Annotated in this window: 19 protein-coding genes; 10 read left to right on the top strand and 9 right to left on the bottom strand. The window is 68.7% G+C overall.

Annotation, left to right across the window (positions count from 1 at the left end; all coding sequences use genetic code 11):
* Positions 1-17: 17 nt before the first annotated feature.
* The gene (locus tag BS69_RS0101660; RefSeq protein WP_245605084.1) at positions 18-1,238 is read right to left on the bottom strand and encodes a threonine synthase; all 1,221 of its coding nucleotides are present in this window, start codon (positions 1,236-1,238) and stop codon (positions 18-20) included.
* Between the two features lie 133 nt (positions 1,239-1,371).
* Here BS69_RS0101660 and BS69_RS0101655 point away from each other — a divergent pair, with 133 nt between their 5' ends.
* Positions 1,372-3,447, top strand: coding sequence for a TonB-dependent receptor (locus tag BS69_RS0101655; protein ID WP_029940253.1), 2,076 nt, complete (start codon positions 1,372-1,374; stop codon positions 3,445-3,447).
* A gap of 63 nt (positions 3,448-3,510) precedes the next feature.
* On the opposite strand, the gene BS69_RS0101650 is transcribed toward BS69_RS0101655, so the two are convergent.
* Genes BS69_RS0101650 through BS69_RS14605 form a run of 4 tightly spaced genes read right to left on the bottom strand, consistent with a single transcriptional unit; the run spans position 3,511 to position 4,453 of the window.
* Positions 3,511-3,750 (bottom strand): hypothetical protein, encoded by a 240-nt coding sequence (locus BS69_RS0101650; protein ID WP_342665804.1) that lies wholly within the window; start codon positions 3,748-3,750, stop codon positions 3,511-3,513.
* The gene (locus tag BS69_RS0101645; protein ID WP_029940251.1) at positions 3,750-4,133 is read right to left on the bottom strand and encodes a PspC domain-containing protein; all 384 of its coding nucleotides are present in this window, start codon (positions 4,131-4,133) and stop codon (positions 3,750-3,752) included. The genes BS69_RS0101650 and BS69_RS0101645 overlap by 1 nt, the downstream gene beginning before the upstream one ends.
* A gap of 37 nt (positions 4,134-4,170) precedes the next feature.
* Positions 4,171-4,332 carry a hypothetical protein gene (locus tag BS69_RS14105; RefSeq protein WP_156956802.1) on the bottom strand — a complete coding sequence of 54 codons (162 nt, stop codon included), beginning with the start codon at positions 4,330-4,332 and terminating at the stop codon, positions 4,171-4,173.
* The gene (locus BS69_RS14605) at positions 4,325-4,453 is read right to left on the bottom strand and encodes a hypothetical protein (RefSeq protein ID WP_281169688.1); all 129 of its coding nucleotides are present in this window, start codon (positions 4,451-4,453) and stop codon (positions 4,325-4,327) included. Before BS69_RS14605 ends, BS69_RS14105 begins: the two co-directional genes overlap by 8 nt.
* A 242-nt stretch (positions 4,454-4,695) precedes the next feature.
* On the opposite strand from BS69_RS14605, the gene BS69_RS0101630 reads away from it, so the two are divergent.
* Complete coding sequence (locus BS69_RS0101630) at positions 4,696-4,947, top strand: hypothetical protein (RefSeq protein WP_029940249.1); 252 nt, start codon at positions 4,696-4,698, stop codon at positions 4,945-4,947.
* Positions 4,948-5,052: 105 nt separating this feature from the next.
* On the opposite strand, the gene BS69_RS0101625 is transcribed toward BS69_RS0101630, so the two are convergent.
* On the bottom strand, positions 5,053-5,334 hold the full coding sequence (locus tag BS69_RS0101625) for a DUF3297 family protein (RefSeq protein ID WP_029940248.1): 282 nt from the start codon (positions 5,332-5,334) through the stop codon (positions 5,053-5,055).
* Positions 5,335-5,384: 50 nt separating this feature from the next.
* Positions 5,385-6,653 carry a hypothetical protein gene (locus BS69_RS0101620; RefSeq protein ID WP_156956801.1) on the bottom strand — a complete coding sequence of 423 codons (1,269 nt, stop codon included), beginning with the start codon at positions 6,651-6,653 and terminating at the stop codon, positions 5,385-5,387.
* Positions 6,654-6,770: 117 nt separating this feature from the next.
* Between BS69_RS0101620 and BS69_RS0101615 the strand changes: the two genes are divergently transcribed.
* The 4 genes from BS69_RS0101615 (at position 6,771) to BS69_RS0101600 (ending at position 11,081) form a co-directional block, all read left to right on the top strand.
* Positions 6,771-8,060, top strand: a complete 1,290-nt coding sequence (locus tag BS69_RS0101615) for a thiamine pyrophosphate-dependent enzyme (RefSeq protein WP_029940246.1) — start codon at positions 6,771-6,773, stop codon at positions 8,058-8,060.
* 1 nt (position 8,061) lies between these two features.
* Positions 8,062-9,075, top strand: a complete 1,014-nt coding sequence (locus tag BS69_RS0101610) for an alpha-ketoacid dehydrogenase subunit beta (RefSeq protein WP_029940245.1) — start codon at positions 8,062-8,064, stop codon at positions 9,073-9,075.
* Positions 9,075-10,394 carry a dihydrolipoamide acetyltransferase family protein gene (locus tag BS69_RS0101605; RefSeq protein WP_029940244.1) on the top strand — a complete coding sequence of 440 codons (1,320 nt, stop codon included), beginning with the start codon at positions 9,075-9,077 and terminating at the stop codon, positions 10,392-10,394. The genes BS69_RS0101610 and BS69_RS0101605 overlap by 1 nt, the downstream gene beginning before the upstream one ends.
* 192 nt (positions 10,395-10,586) lie before the next feature.
* A complete protein-coding gene (locus BS69_RS0101600) occupies positions 10,587-11,081 on the top strand; it encodes a nuclear transport factor 2 family protein (protein WP_029940243.1) in 495 nt (164 codons plus the stop codon).
* A 1-nt stretch (position 11,082) separates the two neighbouring features.
* Here BS69_RS0101600 and BS69_RS0101595 read toward each other — a convergent pair whose 3' ends face one another.
* Positions 11,083-11,514 carry a DoxX family protein gene (locus tag BS69_RS0101595; RefSeq protein WP_245605083.1) on the bottom strand — a complete coding sequence of 144 codons (432 nt, stop codon included), beginning with the start codon at positions 11,512-11,514 and terminating at the stop codon, positions 11,083-11,085.
* A gap of 4 nt (positions 11,515-11,518) precedes the next feature.
* Positions 11,519-12,070, bottom strand: a complete 552-nt coding sequence (locus BS69_RS0101590) for an FMN-dependent NADH-azoreductase (RefSeq protein WP_029940241.1) — start codon at positions 12,068-12,070, stop codon at positions 11,519-11,521.
* A 142-nt stretch (positions 12,071-12,212) separates the two neighbouring features.
* On the opposite strand from BS69_RS0101590, the gene BS69_RS0101585 reads away from it, so the two are divergent.
* The 4 genes from BS69_RS0101585 to BS69_RS0101570 all read left to right on the top strand — a co-directional run bounded on the left by BS69_RS0101585 (position 12,213) and on the right by BS69_RS0101570 (position 16,303).
* Positions 12,213-12,587, top strand: a complete 375-nt coding sequence (locus BS69_RS0101585) for a winged helix-turn-helix transcriptional regulator (RefSeq protein ID WP_029940240.1) — start codon at positions 12,213-12,215, stop codon at positions 12,585-12,587.
* 107 nt (positions 12,588-12,694) lie between these two features.
* Positions 12,695-14,989 carry a transketolase-like TK C-terminal-containing protein gene (locus BS69_RS0101580; RefSeq protein ID WP_245605082.1) on the top strand — a complete coding sequence of 765 codons (2,295 nt, stop codon included), beginning with the start codon at positions 12,695-12,697 and terminating at the stop codon, positions 14,987-14,989.
* 22 nt (positions 14,990-15,011) lie between these two features.
* Positions 15,012-15,467, top strand: coding sequence for a MaoC family dehydratase (locus BS69_RS0101575; protein WP_029940238.1), 456 nt, complete (start codon positions 15,012-15,014; stop codon positions 15,465-15,467).
* The gene (locus tag BS69_RS0101570; RefSeq protein ID WP_029940237.1) at positions 15,464-16,303 is read left to right on the top strand and encodes an HpcH/HpaI aldolase/citrate lyase family protein; all 840 of its coding nucleotides are present in this window, start codon (positions 15,464-15,466) and stop codon (positions 16,301-16,303) included. The genes BS69_RS0101575 and BS69_RS0101570 overlap by 4 nt, the downstream gene beginning before the upstream one ends.

Genomic DNA, 16,303 nt, shown 5'->3' with positions numbered 1-16,303 from the left:
ACGGGGGAGACCGGGGGCTAGAGCGTCGCCCCGTTGCTTTCGGCCAGCCGGATCCGCGGCGCGGTCGGCACCAGCGGATATTTGTTGCCCGCCGCACAGTTGAACAGGAGCACTTGCTCGTCGCGGCCGACCAGCCCGCGCTCGAGCGCCAGTCGCCATCCCGCCAGCACCGCCGCGCCTTCGGGGCAGAGCAGCAGCCCGTCAGCGCGTGCCGCCTCGGCCAGTGCCGCGGCAATCGCTTCCTCCTCGACCGCGATAGCGAAGCCGCCACTTTCGCGCACCGCGCGCAGGATCAGGAAATCACCCACCGCCTTGGGCACCCGGATGCCGGTCGCAATCGTCGCCGGATCCTCCCAGCGCGTCGCGAATTCCTCGCCCTGTTCCCAGGCCCGCACCATCGGCGCGCAGCCGGTCGCCTGGACCGCCACCATCCGCGGCCGCTCGGGGCCGATCAGCCCGGCGGCCTCGAGCTCGGCAAAGGCCTTCCACATGCCGATGAGGCCGGTCCCGCCGCCGGTCGGATAGAAGACGACGTCGGGCAGCCGCCAGCCATATTGCTCGGCCAGCTCGAGCCCCATCACCTTCTTGCCCTCGGCGCGATAGGGCTCCTTCAGCGTCGAGACGTCGAACCAGCGCCCCGCCGCCGCGCCCTCACCGATGAGCCGCCCGCATTCGTCGATCTGCCCGTCGGCGACCAGCACCCGCGCACCATAAGCCTCGGCCTCGGCGACGTTGATCGGCGGGGTCTCCTCGGGACAGATGACCGTCGCGCCGATCCCCGCGGCCGCGGCATAGGCCGCAAGCGCGGCGCCGGCATTGCCATTGGTCGGAAGCGCCATGTCGCTGATCCCGAAATGCCGCGCCATGCTGACCGCCATCGCCAGGCCGCGTGCCTTGAACGAGCCGGTCGGAAGCCGCCCCTCGTCCTTGACCTGCAGGGTCCTGACCCCGGCCTTCGCCGACAGCCGCTCGAGCGGCAGCAGGGGAGTCTCGATCTCGCCGAGGCTGACCGGTGCCTCGTCAAGCGGCAGCGGCAGCAGTTCGCGCCACTTCCACATGCCGGGCGCGCGCGCCGCCAGCCTTTCGCGGTCCAGCACCGCGCCCACCGCGCCCAGATCGTAGCGGACCAGCAGCGGCCGCCCCGCCTTGCTGAGGTTATGCACCTCGCCGGCGGGATAATGCTCCCCGGTCAGCGAACATTCGAGATGGGTGACGAACGAGGTGCGGGTGGCGGTCATTCCCCTCCCTAGCCGCATCTCGTCAACGGGCGCGACCCCCTCGTCGAGTCAGCGACCGTTAAACCTTGCGATGTTGTATCATGCGGCATAATGGGCAGCCGCCCTCGCGTTCCCCTGTACCCCCGGAGATTTCATGCTGCTGACGCTCGCCGCGATCCTCGCTGCCCAGCCCACGACCACCAAGCCGGCCGCTCCGTCCTCGTCCCCGCCCAATGCCAGCGACCATGACGCGCCGCAGAATAACGACATCGTGGTGACGGGCATCCGCCGCAACCGCGAGGACGTGCTCGGCGGGACCAGCGTCCTGTCGAGCGAAGAGCTTGCCCGCCAGGTCCGCCCGACCATCGGCGAAACGCTCCAGCGCCAGCCCGGCGTCGCCGCGTCGGGCTTCGGCCCCAATGCCAGCCGTCCGATCATCCGCGGCCTGTCGGGCGACCGCATCCGCATCCTCACGGACGGCATCGGCAGTTTCGACGTGTCGAGCTCGAGCCCCGACCATGCGGTGGCAATCAACCCGCTGACCGCCGACCGCATTGAGGTGCTGCGCGGCCCCGCCGCCCTCCTGTTCGGAAGCTCGGCGAGCGGCGGCGTCGTCAACGTGATCGATTCGCGCATCCCCCGCGCCGTGCCCGAGAGCCCGCTCCACATCGATCTCATCGGCAGCTACGGCAGCGCCTCCAACGAGCGCTCGGCCAACGGCCGCGTCGACGTGCCGCTGACCTCGCACCTCGTCCTCCACGGCGACGGCAGCTGGGTGAAGAGCGACGATCTCGAGATCGGTGGCCATGTGCTGGCGAGGCCGCTGCGTGACCAGGCCGCGGCCAGCGCCGACCCCGAAATCCGCGCGCTCGCCGAACTCAAGGGCCGCCTGCCCAATTCTTCGGCAAAGAGCAGCGAAGTCGCCGGCGGCCTCGCCTGGATCGACGGCCCGCTCAACGTGGGCGTGTCGATCAGCCGCCTCGACAACAATTACGGCACGCCCATTCGCTACAGCCTCGATCCCGCGATCGAGGCCGAGGCGGTGCGGCTCGACGTCAAGCAGACCCGCTACGACGCCCGCGCCGAGATTCCCGTCGGCAGCGGCTTCATCGACCAGGTCCGGATCCGCGCAGGCGGCGCCAAATATCGCCACTTCGAGAAGGCCGCCGACACCGGCGACATCAACAGCACCTTCCGATCCAAGGCGCAGGAAGGCCGGATCGAGGTCGTCCAGCGGACGCAGCGCGGGTGGGGCGGCGGCTTCGGCATCCAGGCGCTCAACCGCCGGGTCTCGATCGAGGGGGACGAGAAGTTCCTGCCGCCCAATCGCCAGCGCCAGTTCGGCCTGTTCGCGCTCCAGAATTACGAGACCGGCCCGTTGCGGGTCGAGGTCGGCGGCCGGATCGAGAAGAGCCGGCTCGAGGCCGCGGCCGACGCAGCCATCGGCAATGCCGCGATCACGCGCCGCTTCACCAGCCTCTCGGGTTCGGTCGGCGGAAACTATAATCTGGGCGGCAACCTGCGCGCCGGCCTCAATCTCTCCTACACCGAGCGCGCGCCGTCGGTCGACGAACTCTTCGCTTACGGTCCGCACGGTGGCACGCAGGCCTTCGAGATCGGCAACCCTCTGTTCGGAAAGGAGAAGAGCACCTCGATCGAGGGCTCGCTGCGCCGCACCAGCGGACCGCTGACGGTGACCGCCTCGGTCTACCGGACCCATTTCGACAACTACATCTACCAGGCGCTGACCGGCGCGGTCGAGGATGGCCTGCCGGTCTACCAGTATCGCCAGGCGCCCGCCAACTTCACCGGCTTCGAGGTCGAGACCAACGCCAAGCTCGGCTCCCTCGGTGGGGTCGACTGGGCGGTGGACGGCACCGCCGACTTGGTCCGCGCGACCGTCAGGGGCTTTGGCCCCGCGCCGCAGATTCCGCCACTTCGCCTCCTCGGCGGGGTCGAGGGACGCAAGGGCAATGTCGACGGCCGCCTCGAGGTGGAGCATGGTTTCGCCCAGAACCGAACCGCGCCGATCGAGACCCCGACCAAGGGCTTCACCCTCGTCAACGCGTCGCTGAACTGGCAGCCGTTCGCAAGCCGCCCGCAGCTCAACCTCGGGCTTCAGGCCAACAATATCTTCGACGTGACGGTCCGCCGCCACACCAGCCTGCTCAAGGATTATGCGCCGGGTGCCGGCCGCGACATCCGCCTGACCGCACGGCTCGGCTTCTGACACGAACAAGGGCTCCGGCATGGTGCCGGAGCCCTTTCCTCATCCCCGCTTTGAAGTGCAATCCTAGAGGTCGATCCCGCTGGCGATCGCCTCGAGCTTGCGGACCCGGGCCTTCAAGTCCGCCAGCTCGATCAGGTCCGCCCCTCCGGCCGAGACCGGCTCGTCGCGCTGCGGGCGGCCCGCGGCCAGCTCCAGCTTGCGGACGTCGAGCCAGCCGTTCCACGCCTTGAGGAGGAAGTGGGCCGCGAGGACGAGGGCGGTAAGGCCGATGAGTCCGGTGAGGCCAAGGGAAATCATGTCCATCATGCCTGCTCCTTGCGCAGCGCCTCGATCTCGCGGGCGAGGGCGTCGCTTTCGCTGTTATGAAGGTGGTGGTCGATCGCCATCATCCGGCGATCGGTGGCATCGAGCTTGGTGCGAAGATCGTGAACGCTGCTCCGCCGCGGCGCGCCCATCCGCTCGAATTCGCTTCCCCGCCGGAACTTGCCGGTCTTGGCCGCGCCAATCAGGCCGCAGACGAAATAGACCAGCAGCGCCTGCCAGACGGTGACGAAGGTCAGCAGCGGCACCGCGACGAAGGCGATTCGCACGAACGTCGGATCGATGTTCAGCGAATTGCCGATCCCGGCGCAGACGCCAAGCAGCTTGCGGTCGCGGGTCTCGAGGCGGAAAGGCAGGCGGTTCATGGGACGATTGTCCTTGAAAAAGCGGGTGGGTGAGAAGTTAGCGGCGGATCAGGCCGAACAGGCTCTGAAGGGTGCCGGCGAGCCAGATGTCGACGGTGTCGAGCACCTGGCCCACCGGACCGAGCGGTGCCGGAGGCGTGTCGATCGGCCCGAGATATTCGAGCCGGGCGACCGGCTGGCCAAGCGCCCGATCAAGCATATTGCGCGATCTTCACCGGCGCGGCGATGGCGACGCTGGCGGGAGCGATGGCCGAACCGACCGCGACCGTACTGACGAGGATGGCGGCAACGGCGGAAATGATGGTGGTCTTGATGTTCATGACGGGCTCCTGTTGTTTCGCTGGCCGGCCGTGACCGGTCATGCCGTTCATATTGCAGCAAGCGTGCCAATCCCGGTTTTCCGTCATTTTCGCCTGTGAAACGTGGCCCCGCGGGGGAGGATTGGGATTTTTCACCACGGCATTTGGGACGCCGTCCCAACCGTGCCTGCCGGAACCGGGCTCCGCTGAAAGCGTCTTGCCCGAAACGACTTCTTCAGACGCTCATTCGAAAGGATATCACCATGTTGGGCAAGATCGCCGGCGCCTTCATCGGCAACCGCCTCGCCGGGCGTAACGATGGTTTGAAGGGCGCGCTGCTCGGCGCGGCCGGCGCCCGGATCGCCGCGCGCGGGCTGGGTCCGCTCGGCACCGCGCTCACCATCGGCTGGGGCGCGAAGAAGCTCTACCAGTGGAACAAGGCCCGCAAGGCTGGCGCGACCTATCCGGCCGCCGCGACCCCTTCGAAGGGGCCCACGCGCACCAACAGCCTGTAAGGCCAAAGCAATAGATTAATCGTCACCCCGGGCTCGACCCTGGGTCCCGCTTCTAGGCCTATAACGTCAGATAGCGGGGCCCCGGATCAGGTCCGGGGTGACGCCTTACTTGACCTCGTCCGCCTTGTCGGAGTCGGCCCCACCCTCGGCGGGCCGCTCGTAATAAGGCTCGACCGTGCCCTTGAGCTTGATCGTCATCGGCTGGCCGAAGCGGTCGCGGCTCTTGCCCGCGGCGACGCGGATCCAGCCTTCCGAGACCGAATATTCCTCGACATTGGTCTTCTCGACCCCGTTGAAGCGGATACCCACCCCGCGCGAGAGCTTGGTCTCGTCGAAATGCGGGCTGCGCGGGTCGAGGCTGAGGCGATCTGGGGGCGTGTCGGACATGGGGCGCCTGCTAGGTTCGCCGGCCCCCGCCGTCAACATTTCGCGGCCCGTCACCGCCCCCGCATCATTGCCGCCATGTCCATGCCGAGCATGCCCGAATTGGTCGCCTTGGTGCGCAGCTTCACCGTCCACTCGGGCCGCCAGCTCACCGGCGCGCCGGCGGGCTTGGGCTGGGAGAGGTTCGTCTCGGGGCCGTAGGCGGTCATCATCAGCATCGCCCCCTGGACCGAGCGCTGGACCTCGGCCGGCACCGCGCACTGGCTCGTCGCCGGGCTCAGCAATACGCGGCTCTGGACGAGGCGTGCGGCCTCGCCCGGGGCCAGATAATCGGCCGCCATGCCGAACATCTGGCTCTCGCTCGACGACCACATGACCAGCGTCCCGTCCGGCGTCGCCCCGCTGACCCACGCATGATAGCCCGTCGCCCCCGGCACCGCCGCCCAGCGCAGCGACACCGCCCCCGAGGCCATGGGCGCATTTTCGGTGAGGCGCAGCGGGGCCATGAAATCCTGTCCCGGGGCCAGCGAGAAGGGGATCTCGGGGCTGTAATTGCCGCGCACCACGTGATTGCCGACCAGCGAGCTCGTCGCCGGAAGCTGGCGAGTCTCCCGCTTGTTGGGCCATTCGCCATAGCCGGGATAGCGGCCCAGGCTCGGGCCCTGCTCCGTCCGGACCTGCATCGCATTGCCCATCCCCGGCGGCATCTGCCCCGCGGCGAGCCTGGAGAAATCGATGGTCACCGGCTGTCCCGTCCGCGCCCGTTCGCCGCAGCCCCAGTAGAGGAGGATCTTGCCCTTGGGCCGCTCGAACTGCCCCATCGGCCCCGTCGGCGCCGTCTCGGGCGTGACCAATGGCAGCGAGGCTCCCGCCTGCAGCGCGGGCGGGACCAGATGCTCGGCGCTCGGCGCGGCGGTCGGCCGGGTCCGGCTGCCGAGCTGGAGGAAGAGCTGGTGGACGAGCGGCTCGGACGGCGCGGCCGCCGGGGCCTGCCCGCCCGTCGGTGCCTGCGCCTTGCGGCTCTTGCGCCCGAACATTCCGCCGCGGCCCAGAAGCCCGCCGATGATCTGTCCCGCGCTCGGTGGCTTGGGCGCGGAATCGGCCATGGCCCCGCCGGATCCGCCCCCGGCCATCGCGGCCATCCCGGCCATACCGCCCATCGCGCTCATGCCCGAGACCGTGTCGGCCGACAGCCAGTAGGTCGCGACCGGTCCGCCTGACGCCCGCGGCGGGGCGGCCTTCTTGCCCTGCGCGAAGCCGGCCTGCGCAAGTCCCGCCACCGCCGCCATTGCCGCGACGCCCACCAACCAGCGATTGTTCATTGCCCCACATCCCCCTGTTGCAACACCGCTTCGTGTAGCGTCTTTGGGACGCCAAGTCAGCCGGGCGGACGCCGGGGCCGTTGCCCCTCCCGCCGCTCCGGACTAAGCGGCGTCGCGATGAGCGATCCTGTCACCGATCCGCGCCGCAATGCACCGGCCCTCGCCCTGCATGTGCCGGAGCCGCTGTATCGTCCCGGCGATACCCCTGACTTCTCGGGAATCGAGGTGCCCGCCGCGGGCAGCGCCCCGCGCCCCGACACCCACGCTGCCGCGGCCGAGACCCACCCCCTCACCCGTGGCCTCGTCCGCGTGCTCGACGAAAACGGCCGTGCGGTCGGCCCGTGGGATCCGCGGCTCGACCCCGAGCGGCTGCGCAAGATGCTGCGCGACATGGTCACCGTGCGCGCCTTCGACGACCGCATGTACCGTGCCCAGCGGCAGGGGAAGACCAGCTTCTACATGAAGTGCACCGGCGAGGAGGCGATCGCGGTCGCCGCCGCCAATGCGCTCCATCCCGACGACATGTGCTTCCCCACCTATCGCCAGCAGGGGCTGCTCGTGGCGCGCGGCTATCCGCTCGTCGACATGATGTGCCAGATCTATTCCAACGCCGGCGACAAGCTCCACGGCCGCCAGCTGCCGATCATGTATTCGGACAAGCCGCACGGCTTCTTCTCGATCTCGGGCAATCTCGGCACGCAATATCCGCAGGCCGTTGGCTGGGCGATGGCGAGCGCTATCAAGGGCGACAGCCGGCTCGCCATGGGCTGGATCGGCGAAGGTGCCACCGCCGAGGGCGACTTCCACTCGGCGCTGACCTTCGCCGCCGTCTACCAGGCGCCGGTCATCCTCGCGGTGGTCAACAACCAGTGGGCCATTTCGAGCTTCTCGGGGATCGCCGGGGCCGAGCAGTCGACCTTCGCCGCGCGCGCGGTCGGCTACGGCATCGCAGGGCTTCGCGTCGACGGCAATGACGCGCTCGCCGTCTACGCCGCGGTCGACTGGGCGTCCGAGCGCGCCCGCGCCAACGCCGGACCGACCCTGATCGAGTTCTTCACCTACCGCGCCGAAGGGCATTCGACCTCGGACGACCCGACCGGCTACCGCCCCGCCGGCGAAGCGCAGCAATGGCCGCTCGGCGATCCGGTCGAACGCCTCAAGGCGCATCTCGTCGGGTTCGGCGAATGGGACGACGAACGCCACGCCGCGCTCGTCGCGGAGGCCGACAAGGAAGTCCGCGCCGCGCAGAAGCAGGCCGAGGCGCAGGGCATCCTCCCCGGCCAGGGCTTCGACCGCATCGGCTCGATGTTCGAGGACGTCTACGCCGACACCCCCTGGCACCTCGCCGAACAGCGCGAGGAAGCGCTGGGCGAGGCCCGCGTCTACCTTGGACGGGATGCAAGCTAAGATGCCCACGCGTAACATGATCGAGGCCATCAACGACGCGCATCGCGTGGTCATGGCGGCCGACCCCGACATCGTCGTCTTCGGCGAGGACGTCGGCTATTTCGGCGGCGTGTTCCGCGCCACCGCCGGCCTCCAGAAGGAGTTCGGCAAGGAGCGCTGCTTCGACGCCCCGATCTCCGAGGGCGGGATCGTCGGCACCGCGGTCGGCATGGCGGCCTACGGTCTGAAGCCACTCATCGAGATCCAGTTCGCCGACTACATCTACCCCGGCTACGACCAGATCGTCTCCGAGGTCGCCCGCATGCGCTATCGCACCGCCGGCGAATGGACGATGCCGATGGTCATCCGCTCGCCCTATGGCGGCGGCATCTTCGGCGGCCAGACCCACAGCCAGAGCCCGGAAGCCCTGTTCACCCATGTCGCGGGATTGAAGGTCGTCATCCCTTCCACCCCCTATGACGCTAAGGGCCTGCTGATCGCCGCCGTGGAAGACCCCGACCCGGTGATCTTCTTCGAGCCCAAGCGCATCTACAACGGCCCCTTCGACGGCCATCACGACAAGCCCGTGAAGCCCTGGTCGAAGCATGCCGACAGCGAGGTGCCCGACGGCCACTACACCGTGCCGCTCGGCAAGGCGCGGATCGTCCGCCCGGGCAACGACCTCACCGTCATCGCCTACGGCACCATGGTCCACGTCGCGCTCGCCGCGGTCGAGGAGAATGGCATCGACGCCGAGGTCATCGACCTGCGCACCCTCGTCCCCGTCGACATGGCGACGATCGAGGAAAGCGTGAAGAAGACCGGCCGCGCGCTGGTCGTCCAGGAAGCGACCAAGACGAGCGGCTATGCGAGCGAACTCGTCACCCTCATCCAGGAGCGCTGCTTCTACCACCTCGAGGCGCCGGTCGGGCGCGTGTCCGGCTGGGATACGCCCTACCCCCACGCCTATGAATGGATCTATTTCCCTGGCCCCATCCGCATGCGCCAGGCTCTCGAGAAAGTGATGGCCGACTGATGGCGACCTACCAGTTCAAGCTCCCCGACATCGGCGAAGGCATTGCCGAGGCCGAGATCGTCGCCTGGCACATCAAGGTCGGCGACCGCGTCGAGGAAGACCAGCAACTCGCCGACATGATGACCGACAAGGCCACGGTCGAGATGGAATCGCCCGTCGCGGGCGTGGTGAAGAGCCTCGCGGGTGAAGTCGGTGACCAGATCGCGATCGGCTCGGTGCTGGTCGAGATCGAGACCGAGGGCGCTGAAGCCGCCCCGGCCGAGGCCGAGGAAGTCCCGCTGGCCGACGGCGCCGCCGTGCCGACGCAGGCGCAGGAAGAAGCCAATCCGACGCTGGAAGTCGAAAGTGCTCCTGATATCGTTCGTCCTGAGCGAAGCGCGGAGCGCGCAGTCGAAGGGCGCTCGCCCGAACCCCAGCAAGAACGTGCTTCGACTTCGCTTAGCACGAACGAAGATTCCGGCATTCACTCGCGTCCAATCCTCACCACCCCCGCCGTCCGTGCCCGGGCCCGCGACCTCGGCATCGACCTCGCCCAGGTGAAGCACAGCGGCACCCACATCCGCCACGCCGACCTCGACGCTTTTCTCCTCTATAACGGCGCTGCCCCCACCGGCCGCGGCCCGCTCCGCGCCGACGAGCAGGTCAAGGTCGTCGGCCTCCGTCGCAAGATCGCGGAGAACATGCAGGCCGCCAAGCGCCGCATCCCGCATTTCGCTTTGGTCGAGGAATTTGACGTCACCGCGCTCGAGGAGACCCGCGCGATGATGAACCGCGACCGCGGGCAGAACCCCAAGCTAACCCTGCTTCCGTTCCTGATCACCGCCTTGAACAAGGCGCTCGCCGACTTCCCGATGATCAACGCCACCTATGACGATGAGGCGAACGTCATCACCCGCCACGGCAGCGTCCACATGGGGATGGCGGCGCAGACCCCGAACGGGCTGATGGTCCCCGTCATCCGCAACGCCGAGCGGCTCTCGATCTGGCAGCTCGCCACCGAAGTCGCGCGCCTGTCGGACGCCGCCAAGACCGGCAAGGCGACCCGCGAGGAACTCTCCAACCCGACCTTCACCATCAGCTCCTTGGGGCCGATGGGCGGGGTCGTCTCGACCCCCGTCATCTCGCCCCCGCAGGTCGCGACCATCGCGGTCAACAAGGTCGAGGAGAAGGTGGTGCCGGTGAACGGCGAGCTCGAGATCCGCAAGCGGATGAACCTCTCCCTCTCCTGCGACCACCGCGTGGTCGACGGCTGGGACGCGGCGAGCTTCCTCCAGGCCCTGAAGCCCCTGATCGAGAATCCGCTCCGGCTGCTGGCGTAGCAGCCACATCAGCGTCGTCCCCGCGAAGGCGGGGACCTCAGGCAATAGCGCATCGGCCTCCCGTCGTCCCGGCCTTCGCCGGGACGACGAGCATGCTTGACCGCCTCCCCCGCCGGGCGCAAATTTCGCCCGCCTCCGCGCCTCGCCAGCGCGCGCCTGTGCCCGTCACCGGCAACTCAAGGGGGAGCAACCATGCTCAAATCGCTCGCACTTGCCGCGCTGCTCGCCGGCACCGGCGCCACCGCCGCGCCCGCCGACGAGGCGGTCAAGGCGGTCACCACCGTCCTCGACCAGTTCAACGCCGGTAACGTCCAGGCCTTCATCGACGCGCACACCGCCGATCCCGTCATCCTCGACGAATTCGCCCCCTATCAGTGGAGCGGACAAGGCTCGGTCCAGCGCTGGCTCGACAGCTATGCGAAGGACTCCGCCGCGAAGAAGATCAGCGGCGGACACATGGCCTACGGCCGCCCGGTCCAGGCGGGGAGCGACGGGACCAGCGCCTATGTCGTGCTCCCCACTACCTATTGCATGACGCAGGCCGGCGTCCGCAAAGGGGCCGACGGGCACATGACCTTCATCCTCGCCCGAACCGAGGCAGGCTGGAAGATCTCTTCCTGGGCCTATGCCGCACCGCAGCCGACCGCCGCGGTCGCGAAGGCCGGCAAGTGCGGCAAGGCCCGCTAGCTCAGCCCCTGCGGCGGGCCGCGTCGAGGCTCAGCCGGCCCGGTCCGGCGAAGACCAGGTATAGGAAGACGAAGCAGTAGAGGATCGCCGCGTCGCCGCCATTGTTGACGGGAAAGAAGTTCTGCGGGGCGTGGGCCATGAAATAGGCCACCGCCATGCACCCCGAGGCGAGGAAGGCCGCCGGGCGGGTGAACAGGCCGAGCGCGATCAGCACCCCCGTCACCAGCTCGATGATCCCGGCGTAGGCGGGCGGGCCGGCAAAGGTCCAGCCGAAGCCCGCCCGCTCGCCACCCGGGAAGGACAGGAATTTCTGCGTCCCGTGGGCGAGGAATAATAGCCCGGTCATGATCCGCAGCACGCCGAGCGCGAGCGGGGCGGAAGCGGAAAGTCGGTCGTTGGCCATGATGGTCGCGCTCCTGTCGGTGTCGTGCATGAGGTTAGGCGGCAAGCCGCACGGTGTCGTCAAGCGCGGAAGCGAGGCTCGCCTCGCGCTGCTCGGGGCCCATCGCGATCCCGTCGGCGGCGACGAACTCGGGGGTGATGCCGATGAAGCCGAACACCCCGCGCAAATAGGTCTCAAGATGCTCGAGCGCGCTCGCCGGCGAACCCACTTCGTAGAAACCGCCGCGGGCCAGCGCGATGATCACGCGCTTGTCGCCGGCCAGCCCCTCGGGGCCATTTTCGGTGTAGCGGAAGGTCTTGCCCGCCACGAGCACGCGGTCGAGCCAGGCCTTCAGCTGCGTCGGCACGGTGAAATTGTACATCGGCGCGCCGATCACCACGGTGTCGGCGGCGAGGAATTCGTCGAGCACGCTCGAATCGGCGAGGGCGCCCAGCGTCAGGTGGTCAATGGGATCGGCGACGAGGTCGCGATGGATCACCTCGGTCCCCGGCGCGGTCGCGACCAGCCGCTCGACAATCGAGCGGGTGAGCTGGCGGCTGACGCTGTTCTCGCCGGTGATGCTGCTGTCGAGCTGAAGGATAGTCACTATTGTCTCCTTAGTATTGTTTTGATACCGGAGCACCCTAAGTAACCGCCCTAAAACGCCTCGCAAGAACGCACTTTTTTGTGGGGGACGAACAAATTTGTGGCGCGGTAACAATGCTGTGCCCCACCGGGAGAGAAGAGCCATGAAGGACCCGACCAGCCCCGTCTGCCGAACCATCAGCACGCTGCTCAGCCGGATCGGCGACAAGTGGACCGTGCTGGTCGTCTCGACGCTGGGCGAAGGGCCACGCCGCTTCAACGAGCTTCGCCGCGAAATCCCCAGCGTCTCGCAGCGGATGCTGACGCTCACCCTGCGCAACCTCGAGCGCGACGGCCTCGTCAGCCGCGCCGTCACTCCGTCGATCCCGCCGAGGGTCGACTATGCCCTCACCCCGCTCGGTCACTCGCTGCGCGAGCCGATCCAAGCCCTGTCCGACTGGGCGATCGCCAATATCGCGGCAATCCACGAAGCCCAGCACCGCTTCGACGCCGCGGCCGACGAGGCGGTCGCGGCCTAACGAAACGGAACCTCGTCCCCGCGAAGGCGGGGACCTAAGGCGAGGACGTGCAAATCTCCTGAGGTCCGCGCCTTCGCGGGGACGACGAGCTTTGCTAGGCGCGAATGATGACCGACCTCGCCGCCCTCGCGACCCTCGAAGAACGCCTCCGCTTCCTCGCCTCGTGGGTCATCCACCACGCCAACCACGTCCGCGACAGCGCCGACGGGCTGAAGGTCGGCGGCCACCAGGCCTCGAGCGCCTCGATGAGCGCGATCCTCACCGCCCTCTATTTCGACGCGCTCGGCCCCAATGACCGGGTCGCGGTCAAGCCCCACGCCGGCCCCGTCCTCCACGCCATCCACTACCTGCTGGGCGGCCAGGACCGCGGCACCCTCGAGAATTTCCGCGGCTTCAAGGGCGCGCAAAGCTATCCCAGCCGGACCAAGGACCGGATCCCGGTCGACTTCTCCACCGGCTCGGTCGGGCTCGGGGTCGCCATCACCCTCTTCGCCAGCCTCGTTCAGGACTGGCTGTCGGCGCGCGACGCCTTGCCGGCCGACCGGCGCGGGCGCTTCGTCGCGCTGATGGGCGATGCCGAACTGGACGAAGGCAATATCTACGAAGCCATCATCGAGGGGCACAAGCACGACGTCCGCAACCTGTGGTGGATCGTCGACTACAACCGCCAAAGCCTCGACGCGACCAGCGCCGACCGGATGTTCGAGCGCTTCGACGACATCTTCCGGACCTGCGGCTGGCGCGTGGTCGAGCTTCGCCACGGCAAGCGCCTCGCCGCCGCCCTTGGCCCGGCGCCGAAGGTCAAGGAGTGGCTCGAAGCCCTCCCCAATGCCGACCACAGCGCGCTGCTCTACCAGGGCGGCGCGGCCTGGCGCGCGCGGCTGGAGCAGGACCTCGGCAAGGCCGCCGCGCCGTTCCTCAAGGCCCATGACGATGCCGCCCTCGCCGCTTTGTTCAGCGACCTCGGCGGGCATTGCATGGCCAGCCTGACCGAAGCCTTCGCCGCCGCGAATGACGACGTCCCGACCATGTTCATCGCGTGGACGGTCAAGGGCTATGGTCTGCCCTTCGCGGGCCACAAGGACAATCACGCCGGCCTCATGAACCCGACCCAGTTCGCCGCCTATCGCGACGGCCTCGGCATCGCCGAGGGGCAGGAATGGGAGCCCCTCGCCGGCCTTGGCGGCAATGCCCGCGCGAACGTCCAGGCGCTGGTCGACCAAACCAGGGTCCGCCGCTACAAGGAGCCGCGCAACTTCACCAGCTGGCAGGTGCCCGCCCTTCCCACCCCGACCGGGGACGAACAGAGCACGCAGGCCGCGTTCGGGCGCATCCTCCTCGACCTCGCCAAGTCGGGCGACGGCCTCGCCGACCGCATCCTCACCACCTCGCCCGACGTCACCGTCTCGACCAACCTCGGCGCCTTCGTGAACAACCGGGGCCTGTTCCACCGCCGCGGCATTCGCGACGTCTTCGCCGAAGCGAAGATCCCGAGCGCGCAGAAATGGGCCGCCCGCCAAGCCGGCCAGCATGTCGAGCTCGGCATCGCGGAGTCGAACCTGTTCCTGATGCTCGCCGCCGCCGGGCTCTCGGGCGACCTCTTCGGGCACCGCCTGATCCCGATCGGCACGCTCTACGATCCGTTCATCGCCCGCGGCCTCGATAGCCTCAACTACGGCTGCTACCAGGACGCCCGCTTCCTCCTCGTTGCCACGCCGTCGGGCCTGACCCTCGGGCCCGAGGGCGGCGCGCACCAGTCGATCAATCCGCCCTTGATCGCGCTCGGCCAGCCCGGCCTGCGCCACTACGAGCCCGCCTTCGCCGACGAGCTCGCCCTCTTCATGCACGAGGCCTTCCGCCTGATCGACGCGCCGGATGGCGAGAGCACCTACCTCCGCCTCTCGACCCGCAGCATCGCGCAGGAGCCCCGCACCTCCGATGCCTGGCAGGCCGACGCGCTCGCCGGCAGCTACTGGCTGCGCGAGCCCGGCGCCAACGCCGAAGCGGCGATCGTCGCCATGGGCGCGATCATGCCCGAGGCACTTGCCGCCTATGAGGAGCTCGCCGCCGACGTCCCCGGCCTCGGCCTCCTCTCGGTCACCAGCCCCAACCTCCTCCACCGCGGCTGGAGCGGGGCACAGGCGGGCCGCTGGCACGGCCACGGCCAGCCGAGCCATGTCGAGACCCTCCTCGGGAAGCTTGCCCCCACCGCGCGCCTCGTCACTTTGTGCGACGCCGCCCCGGCCTCGCTTTCCTGGCTCGGCGCCGTCCTCGGCCACCGGGTCGCGCCGCTCGGCGTCGACCGCTTCGGCCAGACCGGCAACCTCCCCGACCTCTACGGCGAATATCGCCTCGACGGCGACGCGATCACCGAGGCGATGGCGGGGCTTCTCATCGGCTGAGGCCCGGCCTAAGCCTCTCCCCATGCCCGGACGCTATTATGACGAGTGGGAAGTCGGCCAGACCGTCACCCACGCCCTCCGCCGCACCGTCACCGAGACCGACAATCTGCTGATCTCGACGCTGACCCACAATCCGCAGCCGTTGCACCTCGACGCCGAGGCCGCGAAGGACACCGAATTCGGCCGGATCCTGGTCAACAGCTGCTTCACCTTCAGCCTGCTGGTCGGCGCCTCGGTCGAGGACACCACCGCCGGGGTCCTCGTCGCCAATCTCGGCTTCGACGAGGTCCGCCTGCCCAGCCCCGTCTTCATCGGCGACACGCTCCACTTCGAAAGCGGCTGCATCGCCCTGCGCGAAAGCAATTCGCGGCCCACCGCCGGCCTCGTCACCTGGGAGCATCGCGCCTTCAACCAGCGCGAGCAGCTGGTCTGCCAGATGAAGCGCACCGCCCTCATCCAAAAGCGCCCCGCGGCATGACCCGCCAGCCCCGCTCCTGGCTGTTCGTCCCCGCCGACAGCGAGAAGAAGATCGGCAAGGCCCTCGAGAGCGGCGCCGACGCCATCATCTTCGACCTCGAAGACAGCGTCGCCGCTTCCGAAAAGGCCCGCGCCCGGGACATCCTGAAGTCGCTCGCCCCGCGCTCGGGCGGTCCGCAATGGTGGGTCCGGATCAATCCGCTTCGCACCGAGGAGCATCGCCTCGACCTCGAACTCCTCGGCAAGGCCGACATCCACGGCCTCGTCCTCCCCAAGGCCGAAAGCGGCGCCGACATCGTCGAATTGCAGCACCGCACCGGCAACATCCCGGTCCACGCCATCGTCACCGAGACCGCCGCCTCGCTGTTCGGCCTCCTCTCCTACCGCGACGTCAAATCCAGCCCCCTCGCCGCGATGAGCTGGGGCGCCGAGGACCTGTCCGCCGCCTTGGGCGCCGCGGCCAAGACCGACCGCAAGGGCCGCCTCACCTTTCCCTACCAGCTCGCCCGGACGCTCTGCCTCGCCGGGGCCAGCGCCGCCGGGGTCCAGCCGGTCGACGGCGTCTTCGCCGACTTCCGCGACGAACCCGGCCTGATCGAGGAGGCGCTCGACGCCGCCCGCGACGGCTTCACCGGCAAGCTCGCCATCCACCCGGCGCAAGTCGGCCCGATCAACGAGGCCTTCTCGCCGACCGACGAACAGATCGCTCTGGCGCGATCGATCGTTGACGCCTTTGCGGCCGATCCCTCGGCTGGCGTGTTGAGCGTGAACGGCCGAATGGTCGACAAACCCCACCTCATCCAGGCCCAGCGCACGCTGGACCGCGCAGGAGAATAG

Source organism: Sphingomonas astaxanthinifaciens DSM 22298 (assembly GCF_000711715.1).
In the GTDB taxonomy this organism is placed as follows: Bacteria; Pseudomonadota; Alphaproteobacteria; order Sphingomonadales; family Sphingomonadaceae; genus Sphingomicrobium; species Sphingomicrobium astaxanthinifaciens_A.
Note: the sequence above shows the minus strand (reverse complement) of the source record. Positions and strands in the feature narration are given on the sequence as shown.